Origin of the sequence: Mesorhizobium sp. Ca11 (assembly GCF_020165275.1) — a bacterium.
Classification (GTDB): domain Bacteria; phylum Pseudomonadota; class Alphaproteobacteria; order Rhizobiales; family Rhizobiaceae; genus Mesorhizobium.
Map to the genome: position 1 here is coordinate 67,565 of NZ_JAIUHU010000009.1, position 14,109 is coordinate 81,673.

At 63.4% G+C, this 14,109-nt stretch carries 17 protein-coding genes; 10 read left to right on the top strand and 7 right to left on the bottom strand.

Annotated features, from left to right (window positions below):
- Positions 1-219 precede the first annotated feature (219 nt).
- The 3 genes from LB538_RS17655 to LB538_RS17665 all read right to left on the bottom strand — a co-directional run bounded on the left by LB538_RS17655 (position 220) and on the right by LB538_RS17665 (position 2,543).
- Positions 220-1,245: a sensor histidine kinase gene (locus LB538_RS17655; protein ID WP_224527172.1), complete on the bottom strand. Its 1,026-nt coding sequence runs from the start codon at positions 1,243-1,245 to the stop codon at positions 220-222.
- A 169-nt stretch (positions 1,246-1,414) separates the two neighbouring features.
- Positions 1,415-1,579, bottom strand: coding sequence for a DUF1328 domain-containing protein (locus LB538_RS17660; protein ID WP_018429836.1), 165 nt, complete (start codon positions 1,577-1,579; stop codon positions 1,415-1,417).
- A gap of 169 nt (positions 1,580-1,748) precedes the next feature.
- Positions 1,749-2,543, bottom strand: coding sequence for a response regulator (locus LB538_RS17665; protein WP_095767378.1), 795 nt, complete (start codon positions 2,541-2,543; stop codon positions 1,749-1,751).
- Between the two features lie 219 nt (positions 2,544-2,762).
- Between LB538_RS17665 and LB538_RS17670 the strand changes: the two genes are divergently transcribed.
- Both LB538_RS17670 and LB538_RS17675 read left to right on the top strand, forming a co-directional pair.
- Positions 2,763-2,966 carry a NepR family anti-sigma factor gene (locus tag LB538_RS17670; protein WP_224527505.1) on the top strand — a complete coding sequence of 68 codons (204 nt, stop codon included), beginning with the start codon at positions 2,763-2,765 and terminating at the stop codon, positions 2,964-2,966.
- Positions 2,967-2,969: 3 nt separating this feature from the next.
- Positions 2,970-3,521: an RNA polymerase sigma factor gene (locus LB538_RS17675; RefSeq protein WP_040985057.1), complete on the top strand. Its 552-nt coding sequence runs from the start codon at positions 2,970-2,972 to the stop codon at positions 3,519-3,521.
- A gap of 154 nt (positions 3,522-3,675) precedes the next feature.
- Here LB538_RS17675 and LB538_RS17680 read toward each other — a convergent pair whose 3' ends face one another.
- The gene (locus LB538_RS17680; RefSeq protein ID WP_224527174.1) at positions 3,676-4,059 is read right to left on the bottom strand and encodes a response regulator; all 384 of its coding nucleotides are present in this window, start codon (positions 4,057-4,059) and stop codon (positions 3,676-3,678) included.
- A 149-nt stretch (positions 4,060-4,208) separates the two neighbouring features.
- On the opposite strand from LB538_RS17680, the gene LB538_RS17685 reads away from it, so the two are divergent.
- The 3 genes from LB538_RS17685 (at position 4,209) to LB538_RS17695 (ending at position 5,831) form a co-directional block, all read left to right on the top strand.
- Positions 4,209-4,961 carry a Crp/Fnr family transcriptional regulator gene (locus LB538_RS17685; RefSeq protein ID WP_224527177.1) on the top strand — a complete coding sequence of 251 codons (753 nt, stop codon included), beginning with the start codon at positions 4,209-4,211 and terminating at the stop codon, positions 4,959-4,961.
- Positions 4,962-5,033: 72 nt separating this feature from the next.
- Positions 5,034-5,360: a YqjD family protein gene (locus LB538_RS17690; RefSeq protein ID WP_140545906.1), complete on the top strand. Its 327-nt coding sequence runs from the start codon at positions 5,034-5,036 to the stop codon at positions 5,358-5,360.
- A 6-nt stretch (positions 5,361-5,366) separates the two neighbouring features.
- Positions 5,367-5,831, top strand: a complete 465-nt coding sequence (locus LB538_RS17695; RefSeq protein ID WP_224551542.1) for a phage holin family protein — start codon at positions 5,367-5,369, stop codon at positions 5,829-5,831.
- A gap of 15 nt (positions 5,832-5,846) precedes the next feature.
- Here the strand turns inward: LB538_RS17695 and LB538_RS17700 are convergent, their stop codons facing one another.
- Entirely contained in the window at positions 5,847-7,373 is a 1,527-nt protein-coding gene (locus tag LB538_RS17700) for a sensor histidine kinase (protein ID WP_224527184.1), read from the bottom strand.
- A 157-nt stretch (positions 7,374-7,530) separates the two neighbouring features.
- On the opposite strand from LB538_RS17700, the gene LB538_RS17705 reads away from it, so the two are divergent.
- A complete protein-coding gene (locus LB538_RS17705) occupies positions 7,531-7,734 on the top strand; it encodes a hypothetical protein (RefSeq protein ID WP_224527187.1) in 204 nt (67 codons plus the stop codon).
- An 8-nt stretch (positions 7,735-7,742) separates the two neighbouring features.
- Here the strand turns inward: LB538_RS17705 and LB538_RS17710 are convergent, their stop codons facing one another.
- The gene (locus LB538_RS17710; protein ID WP_224527190.1) at positions 7,743-8,663 is read right to left on the bottom strand and encodes a diacylglycerol/lipid kinase family protein; all 921 of its coding nucleotides are present in this window, start codon (positions 8,661-8,663) and stop codon (positions 7,743-7,745) included.
- A 243-nt stretch (positions 8,664-8,906) separates the two neighbouring features.
- Between LB538_RS17710 and LB538_RS17715 the strand changes: the two genes are divergently transcribed.
- Entirely contained in the window at positions 8,907-10,271 is a 1,365-nt protein-coding gene (locus tag LB538_RS17715; RefSeq protein WP_224527508.1) for a PRC-barrel domain-containing protein, read from the top strand.
- A 106-nt stretch (positions 10,272-10,377) separates the two neighbouring features.
- On the opposite strand, the gene LB538_RS17720 is transcribed toward LB538_RS17715, so the two are convergent.
- Positions 10,378-11,931, bottom strand: coding sequence for an alkaline phosphatase family protein (locus LB538_RS17720; protein ID WP_224527193.1), 1,554 nt, complete (start codon positions 11,929-11,931; stop codon positions 10,378-10,380).
- A 214-nt stretch (positions 11,932-12,145) separates the two neighbouring features.
- Here LB538_RS17720 and LB538_RS17725 point away from each other — a divergent pair, with 214 nt between their 5' ends.
- Genes LB538_RS17725 through LB538_RS17735 form a run of 3 tightly spaced genes read left to right on the top strand, consistent with a single transcriptional unit; the run spans position 12,146 to position 14,013 of the window.
- A complete protein-coding gene (locus LB538_RS17725) occupies positions 12,146-13,078 on the top strand; it encodes a VOC family protein (RefSeq protein WP_224527196.1) in 933 nt (310 codons plus the stop codon).
- Positions 13,079-13,082: 4 nt separating this feature from the next.
- Positions 13,083-13,712: an alpha/beta hydrolase gene (locus LB538_RS17730; RefSeq protein WP_224527199.1), complete on the top strand. Its 630-nt coding sequence runs from the start codon at positions 13,083-13,085 to the stop codon at positions 13,710-13,712.
- A 1-nt stretch (position 13,713) separates the two neighbouring features.
- A complete protein-coding gene (locus LB538_RS17735) occupies positions 13,714-14,013 on the top strand; it encodes a GNAT family N-acetyltransferase (protein WP_095767389.1) in 300 nt (99 codons plus the stop codon).
- The last annotated feature ends 96 nt before the right edge of the window (positions 14,014-14,109 follow it).

The window sequence follows — 14,109 nt, forward strand, 5'->3', positions numbered from 1 at the left end:
TTCAGTCTCCCCAGGTCGCGCCGGGGCGCGGGTGGGTTTCCGGCGCATCGTCAGCCGGGAGCACAGGATCGGACTTTATGGTGAACAGCCGGTGAAGGGCTCCGCCGGCAAAGCGCTCCATCTCCGTCTAACGAAATTGCGGACGGCTGCGGCAAAGCCGCCGAGCCTGACGGTTGCACATTTTTCCTGGAATTGCTCTTACGCCATCGGCGGCGCCTCTCAATCCGTCTCGAAATTCCCGTGCGGAACGGTGAGACGGTATTCCATCCGGTCTCTGCCGATTTCCAGCGTCGCGGAGCCATTCAGCGACATCGGCACGACGCGTTCCAGCGCCACGCTGCCGAAACGCTTCTCATTGCGCTGCGCGTCGCCGACCGCCTCCGTCCAGGTCAGCAAGAGGTTGGGCGAGGTTCCGTCTTCAGCCTCGAGCTTGGCGCGCACCTCGACATGGCCGTCCGGCCGCGACAGTGCGCCATAGCTCACTGAGTTGACGGCCAACTCATGCATGGCGAGACCGATATGCAGGGCGGCGTTGGGGTTGAGGTAAGGATTTTCGCCCGCGAACCGCAGGCTTTGAGCCAGATCGCTGCTGTAGCGGCCGACCTGGCCGGATACGAGCTCGTGCAGCGCTGCTCCTCGCCAGTTGGAGGATGTGACGAGATCCTGCGAGGACGCGAGCGATTGCAGCCGGCCGCGAAACCGCGCCAGGAACTCGCCGAGCGTCTCCGTATACCGCCCGGTCTGAGTGGCGACGCTCTGGATGATGGCGAGCAGATTTTTCGATCGATGGCTGACTTCGCGCAGCAATGTCTTGAGGGTCTGCTCGCGGCGTTTCTGCTCCGTCGTCTCCACCACCGTCGTGACGACGCCGAGGACATCGCCGGCTTCCCCGCGGTCTGCATCGATCCAAAGCTGGAACCAGCGCACCCCCTGGTGCCCCGGAATGCTGAGCTCGAGCTGGTCCGGGTTGCCGGATTCGATCACCTTGAGTTTGGCGGCCCTTATGCGTTCGGCCTGCGCCGGCGAGAGCAAGTCCTTGCCGTCGGCTGTATCGGCGGCCCAGGGCGCGTTCATGTTGCGCGCCCAGACCGTTTCCATCTGCCGATCCTGGTAGAGAACCGAAATCCCTGCATTGTGCAGGGCGTGAAGCAAGGCCCGCCCCACCTGCATCCCGCTTTCCGAGGGATGCATCGCGATCACTTCGCGCTTTTCGACCCTGTCTTGCGTGGGACCTTGGGAAGGCATCGGAAATCCCCCACTCGGCCCTTGAACGGCCCAATCCGCAACTTGTTCCGCACGAGTCGACACCCTGAAATTGGGCTTTCCAAAAACGGTCCGCCGGACGGTGCTCTTTCGAGGCGCCGTCCGGCGGTGGCTGGAAACCGTTTGAGGGGTGCGGCTTCCAGTGTTGCGGTCAGGCTCTTCTGAATAGGCCTGCGATGAGCGAAATCACCAAGAAGGCGAGAAAGATGAAGAACAGGATTTGCGCGATGCCTGCCGAAGTGCCGGCGATGCCGCCGAACCCAAGCGCGCCGGCGATGATCGCAACTACGAGAAATACGAGCGCCCAGTACAGCATGATGCGTCTCCTTCTTATGTCGGGAAAAGAACGTGGCCAGATGCCGTTTGTTCCACCATTTGCTGAAAAAGACGATCCCCCAAAGCGAGCTTTTCAGACCGCACACAGCCAAGCGTCACGCATGGCGCGAAGCCCTCGCATGACACTCGAGATCCAGCTTCGGAAGGGATCAGGCGGCGGCCTTGGCCTGACGGTCGAAGAACAGGGCCTGGCTGATCAAAGCCTTGACCATGTCGGGATTAAACGGCTTGGTGACCAGGAAGGCCGGCTCGGGCCGTTCGCCGGTCAGCAGGCGTTCAGGGAAAGCAGTGATGAAGATCACCGGCACAGGCGTCGAGGACAAGATCTCGTTGACGGCTTCGATGCCCGAGCTCCCATCGGCGAGCTGGATGTCGGCCAGAACCATTTTCGGCCGCGTCCTGCCGAACAAGGCCACAGCCTCGGCATGCGTGCGCGCCGTGCCGACGACGCGGTGGCCGAGGCTCTCGACCATCTCCTCGATATCCATGGCGATCAGTGGCTCGTCCTCGATGATCAGCACGTCGGTCGCGACTTGCCGGGAAATCTCGTTGCTCGCCTGGGCAAGCAGCTCCGAGAACTCATCCTCGTCGACGTCGAGGATCTCCGCCGCCTCGTCCTCGCTGAAGCCCTCGACGGCAACCAGAAGGAAAGCCTGCCTCGGCAGGGGCGCGATCGCATTCAGATTGGCCGCGGCCCGCTGCTCCCAGGCGGTCTGCGCCTGTTCCTGCGGCACGCGGATGGCCACGGAGGTGAACAGCCTGGCGAAAACCTTGTACAGCGCAATACGGTCGCTCGAGGCTTCGGGGAAGATGTTGGTATCGGCGATAATGGCTTCCAGCATCGCGGCGACCAGCGCGTCACCGCTCTCCTGCGATCCCGAAACCGCGCGCGAGAAGCGGCGAAGGAACGGGAGATGAGGAGCGATGGTTGCGGACAGACTCATTATTGACGTCTCCCTCAGATGACGTTTCATATTCAAGGCCGCATTGGTTGCAAGCCCCTCTGCATCAAACGCCGGCTTCTGGAAAAAGTTCCGCCGGCTGCGGAACTAAATTAGCAGGCAAGCGTTTCGGATCCAGGGATGGGCAACCAGACGAGGGTTCCGCTTGCGTTGTGGTTTGAAGTCGAAGAGCGGCTCGGGTGCTGGAAATTAGGGCTATTTATGAAGGAAATGTCAAAAAAACAGATGGCTGATGCCGCAAGCAGGCATCGGAACGGGGATGGCAATCCGCTTGGTGCAAACTCCGAAATCGCTCGCAAGCTCAAGCAGTATTATGACGAACTGGTCTCGGATCGTGTGCCGGACCGTTTCGCTCAGCTGCTCAGCCAGCTGGAACAGACCGAACCTGCCCAGAAAAAGGACTGAGGCATGGCGGCGGTATCCCAGAGTTTCAAGACCGAGCTGCTCGGCGCGATCCCGAGCCTGCGGGCTTTCGCCGTGTCGCTCACACAGAATGCCGACCGGGCCGACGACCTCGTCCAGGAAACGCTGGTCAAGGCATGGGACAAGCATGAGAGCTTCCAGCCGGGCACCAATTTGAAGGCCTGGCTGTTCACCATCCTGCGCAATGAATTCTATTCGCAGATGCGCAAGCGCGGCCGCGAAGTGCAGGACAGCGACGGCATCATGACGGCCAGGCTTGCCGTTCATCCGGCTCAGCATGGCCAGCTCGATCTCAAGGATTTCCGCGGCGCGCTCGAGCAACTGCCCGAGGACCAGCGCGAAGCCATCATCCTGATCGGCGCTTCCGGCTTCTCCTATGAAGAAGCCGCCGAGATCTGCGGCTGCGCGGTCGGCACGATCAAAAGCCGCGTCAGCCGGGCGCGCGCCAGGCTGCAGGAGATCCTCAAGATTTCCGGAGAGGACGAGTTCGGACCGGACGCGATCTCGGCGCAGGTCACAGGTTCGAACGCGGCTTAACTTTCGGGACGCGAAGGCGACAAGTACCTGCTCGCGCCATTCGGCGCCATCATTCGGCACGCTTGACGTATCCGGCATTTCCTTGAGGAAGCCGGACTCGCACCGGCCATGATGTCAGCACGCAGGCGGCCTGAGATTGCCTCGGCGGCGACCGTCAGGCCGCCGGAGCGGCCCGTCCGCAGGCGATCGCCACGGCTTCGACGAGATCGTCGCCCGAGTAAGGCTTGGTCACCAGTCGAACGTCGGGGAACGAGTTCTTGACTTCGTCCGAATCCGAATAGCCGGAGGCGAATACGAACGGGACGCCCTCTGCGCGCAACCGCGCGGCGAAATCCAGGGTCGACACTCCGCCAAGCATCAGATCGACAACTGCCGCGTCGAAGCTCGAAGGCAGCGCCTGCCCGTCGATGTCGGCGATCTCTCGCGCGATCGTCACATTCGCGGCACCGTGGTCACGGCAAAGCTGCTCGACATCCATCGCTATCAGGAACTCGTCTTCGAGGACAAGAATGCGCAATCCGTCAAGCAATGCTGTCACTTATGGGGTGTCTCCTTGGCAGCCGCACTCATGCGCGCAATCCGTCACGATGTCATTTAAAAAAGACATGGACATGACCTTAGCGGAACCGCTGCCTCCCTCAAACGTTTCCTTGCGCCCCTAGGGCAGGGATTTCGAAGAGGGGTCGAATGTCCGCACGTTTGGTTGCCACTCGCCAATATCCTTGCGAAAAATGCCCGCTGCGGCCGCTGCCGGCCTTCCGCGAATTCGACGAGCAGGAGTTGTCATTTATCGACACCTTCAAGCGTGGCGAATTGGCTGTCGACAGAGGTGCGACCGTGCTGGTCGAAGGCAGCCACAGCGCGCATCTTTACACGGTGCTGTCGGGTTGGGCGTTCCGCTACAAGCTTTTGCCCGACGGGCGCCGGCAGATCCTCAATTTTTCCATGCCTGGCGACCTCATCGGCCTGCAGGGAAGTCTGATGGGCGAAATGCAGCATTCCGTCGAAGCCCTGTCGCCGATGCTGCTTTGCGTTTTCGAACGCGATCAGCTGCAGGAACTCTATCGCAACCATCCCGGCCTTGCCTATGACATCACCTGGATCGCATCGCGCGAGGAGCGCATGCTGGATGAGAACCTGCTCAGCATCGGCCGCCGCACCGCGCTTGAACGCGCCGCCTATCTTATCGCCTTCATCGCCCGCCGGGCTCGCGGCGCCGGCCTCAACGGCAAGACACCGGTGCAGATCCCGATCACGCAACAGCACATCGCCGACACGCTCGGCCTCTCGCTGGTCCATACCAACAAGACGATTCGCAAGCTGATGGACCGCAAGCTCATCATGTGGCGGGACGGCGGCTGCGAAGTGATCGACTATGACGGGCTGAAGAAGCTTGCCCGCTGGGAGGGGCTAGGCGAGGAATGCAGGCCGCTGATCTAGGTTGGCTTGCAACGACCGGAACCATGGCGCCGAACGGGCGTTGAAACCAACGCAAACACAAGGAGTTAGAGAATGGCAACCGCCGCAGGCAAATCCGCCACAGACGAAGCAACCGCCGCCGATCTGGAGGCCGATATCGAGCAACTGAAAGCGGACATCCAGCGACTCACCGAGCAACTCGCCACGACCGGTCAACACGGCTACGGCGCGGCCCGTCGCGCCGCCGCGGACGGCGTCGAGCAATTGCGCGCGCAGGGCGAAGCCGCGTTCGAGAGCATGCGGGGAAGCGCCGAGGATATCGAAGCGCAGCTGATCGCCAAGGTGCGCGAGAAGCCGGTGACCTCGCTGGCCATCGCGGCGGGCGTCGGTTACCTGTTCGCCCTGCTTTCCCGCCGCTAACCGCAGATGGGGGCGCTTGTCTCGCTGATCTCGGCCCTCGCCTCGGGCGAGGCGATGGCCGCTTTGCATAGGGCGCGGACCGCGGCAATCCTTTACGGGCTTGCCGCCATTTTCGCCTTGTGCGGTGTCGGCTTCCTCATCGGCGCCGCCTACATCTGGCTGGCGGTCCGCTACGGACCGATCGCGACCAGTCTCGGCTTCGGCATCGGCTTCCTGGTGGTTGCCGGGCTCATCCTCGTCATTCACAAGCTGGCGGCCGGCATGCGCAGCAAGCGCCGCGCGCGGCGACGCCAGGCCAATATGACGGCGGCGGGCGTTACCGCAGCACTTGCCTTGCTTCCGGCCCTCGCCAAAAGCAAAGGCGGGCTTGGAGCCGTTGTCGCGCCTGCCCTGGCGGTCGTCGCGTATGCTATCTATCGCGAGAACACCAAGTCCGGGCCGTCGAAGCCGGACCCGGAAGACTTGCCTTGAGCAGTGCCGGAGCGCTCATTTCAAGGACGGCTCGAGCGGCATCGATATTTCGGCGAAGACGCCATCCGGGCGAAATTCGTGGATCACCTCGCTGTCGATGACCTTGGCGAGGCTGCGGCGGATCAGGATCGAGCCAAAACCCTGGCGATCCGGAGGCTCGACCCGCGGCCCACCGCTTTCGCGCCAGGTCAGCACCAGGCGGCGCGCGCCTTTGCGGCCTTGCGTCTTCCAGTCGAGATCGACTTTTCCCGACGGCGCGGAGAGTGAGCCGTATTTCATCGCGTTGCTGGCGAGCTCATGCAGGATCAGGCCGAGCCCGACCGCTTGATCGGGCGAGAGCAGAAGCTCGGGACCCGAAATCGCGATACGCGGCTGGCGGCCCGTGTCGAAAGCCCTGACCTCGATGCGTGCCAATTCGCCGATGCCAATGCCGCGCCATTCGCGGTCGGACAGCAGATTATGGGCGGCGCCGAGCGCCTGCAGCCTGGCACCGAAGGCCTCCAGGAACACACTCGGCTGGCGAGCGTGGCGGACGGTCTGCGTCGCCAGCGCCTGCACGGTCGCCAATGTGTTCTTGACGCGGTGGTTGAGCTCACGCAGCAAGAGGCGCTGCCGCTCGTCGCCGAGCTTGCGCTCGGTGATGTCGTAGTTGACGCCGAAGATCAGCGTCGGCTTGCCCTCGCCGTCGCGTTCGATCACACGTCCGCGCGTGGCGATCCAGCGGGGTGGATGGACCCCCTTGACCCGGTACTCGCCAAAATAGTCGTCGCTGCCGCTCAGCGCGTCGCGGAAACGCGTCTCGGTCTGGTAGACGTCGCGCGGGTCGATGGCGCGCAGGATGTCGCGCGCCTTCAGCCGGTTCGAAGGCGGCAGGTTGAAAAGCTCGGCCAGAAGCGTGTCGCATTCGATCATGTCGGTGCGTATGTCCCAGGCCCAGCTCGCCAGTGAGGCGGCGTCCAGCGCGATGGCGCGGCGCTTTTCCTCGCGCGCCAGTTCCGCCTTGGCGATGGCGCCGTCGCGGGTGGCGTCCTTCAGCGCGAACAGGCTGGCCGCGAGGTCGGCCAGCATTCTCAGCTTCGCCAGCTTTTCCTCGGCCGGAAACGGTCTCGGCTGGCGATCGAGCACGCAGAGCGTACCGATCCTGGCACCGGCCACCATCATCGGCACGCCGATAAAAAAACGGATGTGCTGCTTGCCCGTGACCAGCGGATTGTCGGCGAAACGCGGATCGAGCGTGGCGTCGGTCACCACCATGGGATCGTCACCGGCGGCGATGGCGTGGGCGCAGAAGGAAGTGCTGGCCGGCGTCTCCTTCTCGTCGAGGCCGATGCGCGCCTTTAATCGTCGGCGACTGCTGCCGATCAGGCTCACCAACGCGACAGGCGCTTCGGCAATTGCCGCAGCGAGACCGGTGATACGGTCCAAGTCCGGATCGGTTGCCGTATCCATGGCGCCCAGGCCCTGAAGGAGGGTGAGCCGCTCCGCATCGATCACGACGCGGCTGACGTCCGCTGGCAAACTATCCGCCTTGCTGCTCACCATTCCCTCAAAACGCCACGCAATCGGCCATCATATACACGCAATCGGTTGCCGCATGCTTGCGGGGCGTCTTTTCCGACACGGAACCTTCCCGAACAGGATCCGTTACCGACCATGTCGTGCCTGAAGCGCCCGCCGCCGCGCAGCATGGAGGCCAATCGTGACCAAGATCGTACCTGAAGACAAAGCTCGCCAGGGGCATTGGGGCTGGCACGCCCTCAGAATCCTCATCGCCGGGCTGCTGCTCGCCTTCATCGCGTGGGGCGCGGTCGAGATCTACGGCGAGCTGATCAAGTCGCCGACCACCCAGCAGAACGTGCCGACGGCGCCGCCCGCCGAGCAGAAATCCACTCAAGGCGGCTGATCTTTCCATCACGCCGCCTTCGCCTGCGCATTGCGGGACGGGACAAGCACGTTCAGGGCGCCGGGGTGAATCTCGACCGTGGTTTCCCTCTCAAGCCTGATCAATTCGCCGTCCAGCACCGCGCTGAACTTCCTGGTGGGCGAACGGATTTTCAGCACGACCTTGCCAGCCTGATGCACTTCGACATGCGCGCTCTGGCGCAACCTGCCGCGCAGCATGTCCAGCAGCAGCTTCGCCAGATGATGGCGCCGGCGCGCGACGCTGACATAGATGCCGAGCACGCCGCCAGCCGGGTTGTCGGCATAGGGCAGGTGGCCTTCGCCGAACAGATTGTTGGAGATGCCGATGCCGGTCGTGCGGGCGACGATCTCGGTCTTGCCGATGCTCAGGCTCACCTTGAGCGCCGGCGGGTTCTTGATAGCCGCCCACGCCGCGCGCACGGACGCCTGCATCTTTCCAACGCGCGAGCCGAAATCCATTTTCTCGCGCAACTGGACCATCTTGGCGTGCATGCCGACGGAGAACTGATGCACGAAGGGCTGGCCGTTGGCGCTCGCCATATCGACGGCGATCACCTCGCCGTCGGCAAAGGACTGCAACGCCGCGTCCAATGTCTGCGGGATGCCCAGGCCGCGCGCAAACAGGTTCATCGTGCCAGCCGGCAAGATGGCCAGGGCCTTCTTCTTGTTCATGAGGAGGGATGCCGCGGTGGAAATCGTGCCGTCGCCGCCTCCGGCGAGAACAACGTCGATATTTCGCCTGGCGATGACCTTTTCCAGCGCCGTGGCGACGTCGCGACCGGCAACGATGTCGATCTCGACCGAATGCCCCGCCGCTTCGAGGATCTGACGCAGCTTTTCGGAAAATGCTTCCATGTCGATGGTACGGAGGGTGCCGCCGTCCTGGTTCAGCACCGCAGCAAACCGCATATCGCGCTCCGTGTCCGGGTCACTTTGTGCCGGCAGACCCTCAGCCGCAGGCTGAAACGAGGAGGCCGCCGCAAAGGTTCCGCCGGGAGGTCAGCCATCCACGGACGCGTGAACGCGTTGCGGTTGGAACAACCCTCCGGTCACAACGTTGTGAACCTGTAGACATCGCCGCTTCCGACCTGCCGTCAAGAGGCTGGCCAAGGAGCGTCATGCACAGATCAGGCACGAGGAGAGACCATCATGATGATCCGCACTCTTTTTGCGACGACTGCGATCGCAACCCTTCTAGCAACCGGCGCTTTCGCGCAGACGACGCCCGCCCCGGCTCCACAGCCCCCAGCAGCCGAGAATCCGGCGCCGGTCCCGCGCGCCGCTGGCGCCCTGATGAGCAATATTATCGGCGAGTCCGTCTATAACGGCACGGGAGACGATGCACAGAATATCGGCAAGGTTGACGATGTCGTCTTCGATTCCGGCGGCAAAGCCAAGTCCGCGATCATCGGCGTCGGCGGATTTCTCGGCGTCGGCAAGAAGGACGTCGCTTTCGACTACGGCAAGCTGGAATGGGCAGAGAAGAACGGCGACCGCTGGCTGGTCGCCAAGTCCACCAAGGATGAGCTGAACGCTCTGCCGGCGTTCGACCGCAAGCCTTACGATCCGGCGCCGGCGCAGTCTACCGACGCTACGCAGCCCGCCAACAACACGACAACAGCCCAGGCTCCCGCGGCCGCACCGGCCGAGCCGGTGAAGAAGGCGGAGGGCAACCTCGCCACCAACATCATGGGCGAGTCGGTTTATAACGGCACTGCGGACGATGCCCAGAAGATCGGCGACGTGAAGGACATCGTGCTTGCCAAGGACGGCAAGGCCGAGTCGCTGGTGATCGGCGTCGGCGGCTTCCTCGGCATCGGCACGAAGAACGTCACTTTCGACTTCGACAAGGCAAAATGGGCGGAGAAGAACGGCGACCGCTGGCTGGTGGCCGAGACGACCAAGGAGCAGCTGCAGGCCCAGCCGGAGTTCGACCGCAAGCCCTACGATCCGGCGCCCGGCACGACGACGGCCGCGAACAACGCGCCGGCAACGACCACGCCTGCGGTGGTCGCTTCGGGCACGACGTCCGATAAGGGAGCGAAGCCGGCAGAGCCCGCCAAGTCGACGGCGGAGAACAAGCCTGCGACGCCGCCAGCCCAGAGCACGGCTGAGAACAAGCCCGCCGATAATAGCGGCGCTGCCACCGACCAGACCAAGACGGCTTCCATCGATAAGTCGACACTGACTGAGATGCCGATGGGCAACATGCGCGTCGACGACCTCAAGGGCACAACGGTCTATGGCGCCAACGACGAGAAGATCGGTTCGATCGGCGACGTCGTGCTGACGCCCGACAACAAGCCGGACGCGGTCATCGTCGATGTTGGCGGCTTCCTGGGCATCGGCGCCAAGGAAGTGGCGATCGGTATGGATAAGCTCAAATTCATGACCGACAAGAACGGCAAGAAGTATCTCTACACCAACTTCACCAAGGAGCAGCTGCAGGCCCAAACGGCCTATGACAAGAGCAGTTATGCCGCCAACCGCGACCAGCAGCGGATGATTCTGAAATAAGGGAATAGGAAGTAAGGGAATAGGCAGTAGGAAATAGGCAGTAGGCGAAAGAAGGGTTGGCATACCACCCAGCGACACGAATGTTCTACTGCCTACTGCCTACTGCCTACTGCCCACTCACGTACCCCACCACTCCATCTTCCGTCAGTTCCGCCAAGGCAAGGGACTGATCGAGGTGAGCGGCGCGCCAGGCAAGCATCTTCTCGGCGAACTCGAGCCGTACCGGGAGATAGGCCGGGTCGTTCGCCACATTGTTCAGCTCGCCTGGGTCCCTCGATAGGTCGAACAGAAGCGCCGGCAGGCCGCCGCCGAAGTGGACATATTTGAAGTCCGCCGCGCGGATAACGGCGAGGTTGCAGGCGTTCGATCCGACACCGAAATGGCGTTCGGCTTCGCCTTGGGCGACCGTGCGGAAATCAAACTCCCAATGCGCAGCGTCGCGCCAGGCTTCCGGTTCCGTTCCGTCCAGCCAAGGCGCGAGCGAACGACCGTCGAGGTGGCACTGCGGCGCGGCGCCGATCAGGTCGAGCACGGTCGGGAAGATATCGACGGCCTCAGTGAAGCGATCCACGGACGAACCGGCCGTGGCTTCCCGGCGCGGATCGCGGATGATCAACGGAATGTGGTAGCTGGCGTCGAAGAAGCCGCCTTTGCCGAGCATGAAGTGATCGCCCATCATCTCGGCATGGTCGGAGGTGAGCACGATCACGGTATCGTCCCAGGCGCCCGCTGATTTGATGGCCCGCCAGATGCGGCCGAGCTGCGCGTCGACCTCGGAGATCATGCCGTAATAGATCGCGCGGATGCGGCGAAAGTTCTCCTCGCTCCAGTCCGCCACCATGCCCTCGATGCCGGGGATGAATTTTGTCCGCTTCTGCCCGGCCAGATCGTAGGCGATATAGGGATGGCTGCCGGCCTCGGCCTGCCAACTTGCAGCGCGTTTGAACGCGGGACCTTCGGCCGGATCGTACATGCTGTTATAGGGCTCCGGCACGATGAAGGGCGGGTGCGGGCTGATGAAGGAGATATGCGCGAACCACGGCGCGCTCGCCTCCTGCTCGCCAAGCCAGCGGATGAACTCGCCGGCCAGGAACGCGGTCGGCGTTTGGTCTTTCGAATAGATCGGCGGCGCATTGCTCACGTCCTGTTCCGCCTGGCCGCGGGCCGGACGGTGGATGTCGGGGCTTCCTGCGCCGGTGTCGATGCCTTGGGTCCGCAGCCATGACAGCCATTGCTTCTGATGCTCGGGCAGGGCCTGGCGCACGGTGAATCCCGGCAGCACGCCTTCATAGCTGCGCAGGCGCGGATCCCCGGCCGCCAGCGGGCGCGGATCGAGCGAGACATCGGTGTAGCCGAACAGGGTGGGATCATAGCCCGCCGCGCGCGCCGAAAGCGCGATGTTGCCATGGCGCGCGTCAAGCGGCGTGCCATTGCGGCAGACGCGATTGTTCATCTGGTAGAGCCCGGTGTAGAGGCACGCGCGGGCAGGCGAGCAGGGTGCTGCCCCGCCGTAGTGGCGGCGGAAAAGCACGCCTTCCGCGGCGAGCGCATCCACGTTCGGTGTCTTCACCACCGGATGGCCAGCCGCCGACAGGCAATCGCCACGCCACTGGTCGCAGGTGATGAGCAGGACGTTCGGGCGGTGCTTGCGATTGTCCAAGATCGTCTCCTTGTGGAAGCGTTCAGATGGAACGGAAATCACCCGCGTTGCAAGCCAAGCTTTGGTGACAGATTGGTGGACATGTTTCGAACTGTCGTTCACTTTTGTGATACAGTCCATTCTGTGTTTGCCGCTTTGCCGCCGGCCCGCTCATCCTCATATTGGCGTGGACAGCGGCAAGGGCCGCACAAGGACAAAGGGAAGGAGCAGGATCATGCTCAATCAGATACAGGGGCTGCATCACGTCACCTCGATGGCGAGCGATGCACGCCGCAACAATGAGTTCTTTACGAAAAAGCTTGGCCTGCGCCGGGTGAAGAAGACCGTCAATTTCGACGCGCCGGATGTCTACCATCTCTACTATGCCGACGAGGTCGGCACGCCGGGTTCGGTGATGACCTATTTCCCGTTCCCCGATATCGCCAAGGGCCGGCACGGCGTCGGCGAGGTGGGCTCGACGGTATTCTCGGTGCCGGAAGGCACGTTGGCCTATTGGGAAAAGCGCTTCGCCGATGAGGGCGTGGGCAATGTTGCCCGCACCGAAAGCTTCGGCGAAAAGCGGCTCACCTTCACCGGCCCGGACGGCGACAGTTTCGCGCTCGTCGAGGACAAGACCGACAAGCGGGCGCCCTGGGTCAAGGGCGGTGTTCCCGGCGACGAGGCGATCCGCGGCTTTCACTCGGTTTCGCTGCGGCTGAAGGACGGCGGCGCCACCGAGGAGCTTTTGAAATTCATGGGCTATGAGGAGGTCGACAAGTCCGGCAATATTCGCCGGCTGGCGATCAAGAACGGCAACGGCGCCGACGTCGTCGACATCGAATCGCTGCCGGGTGCCGGCTTTGCCAATCTCGGCGCCGGCTCGGTGCACCATGTCGCCTTCGCGGTCGAGGATCGCGCAAAACAGCTGGAAGTGCGCAAGGCGCTGGTCGACACGGGCTATGGCGTGACGCCGGTCATCGATCGCGACTATTTCTGGGCGATCTATTTCCGCACGCCGGGCGGCGTGCTGTTCGAGGTTTCGACCAACGAGCCGGGCTTCGACCGCGACGAGGACACCGCGCATCTCGGCGAGGCGCTGAGGCTGCCGGCGCAGCACCAGCATCTGCGGCCCTATCTGGAACAGCATCTGCAGAAGCTGGAAGACTGAAGCCATGAGCAAGGACGCTTACATCCACAAGGTGCTGCCCGGTACGCCGGGCAGCCCGCTGCTCTTCGTCCTCCACGGCACCGGCGCGGACGAGAACCAGCTTCTCGGTTTCGGCCGCGAGCTTATGCCTTGGGCGACGATCGTCTCGCCGCGCGGCGATGTGTCGGAGCACGGTGCTCCCCGTTTCTTTCGCCGCACCGGCGAGGGTGTCTACGACATGGACGACCTGGCGCGCGCGACATCGAAGATGGCGAGCTTCGTCAAGGCGCATGTCGAGACCGCAAAACCTTCGGCGGTGTTCGGCCTCGGCTACTCCAACGGCGGCAACATCCTGGCCTCGGTGGTGTTCGCCGAGCCGGGCCTGTTCGACGCCACGGCGCTGATGCATCCGCTGATCCCGTTCGAACCCCGCGTCCAGGGCAGCCTTGCCGGCCGCCGCATCCTGATTACGGCCGGCAGGCGCGACCCGATCTGTCCGCCCAACTTGACGTCGCGGCTCGAGGCCTATTTGCGCGCCGACGGCGCCGATGTCACAGTGGAATGGCACGACGGCGGGCATGAGGTTCGGCCGAATGAAATCGAAGCGGCGCGGCGGTTTTTCGCGCCGGCGCCCGTTGCCGAAGGAGGCAAGTAACATGGCCGACCAACTGCCCGAGATCGAACTGGAAGACCGCGGCTCCAAGGGGCGTTACGTGCTGCGCGGCCCGGGCGGCGCCGAGGCCGAGATGACGTTCACCAAGATCGGCGAGCACCAGCTCATCATCGACCACACCGAGGTGCCGGATGTTTTTCGCGGCCAGGGCGCCGGGCTTCGGCTCGTCACCCGCGCGGTCGAGGATGCGCGTGCCGCCGGCAAGAAGATCATCCCGCTCTGCCCCTTCGCCAACGCCCAGTTCCGCCGCCACCCGGAATGGGCGGATGTGCTGAAGCGGTAGCACCGTCTTTCCCTTCTCCCCCTGTGGGAGAAGGTGACCGCGCAGCGGCCCCACAAGGGGAGAAGGGGAAGCTCTTGGCATTTGCACCGCCCGGTC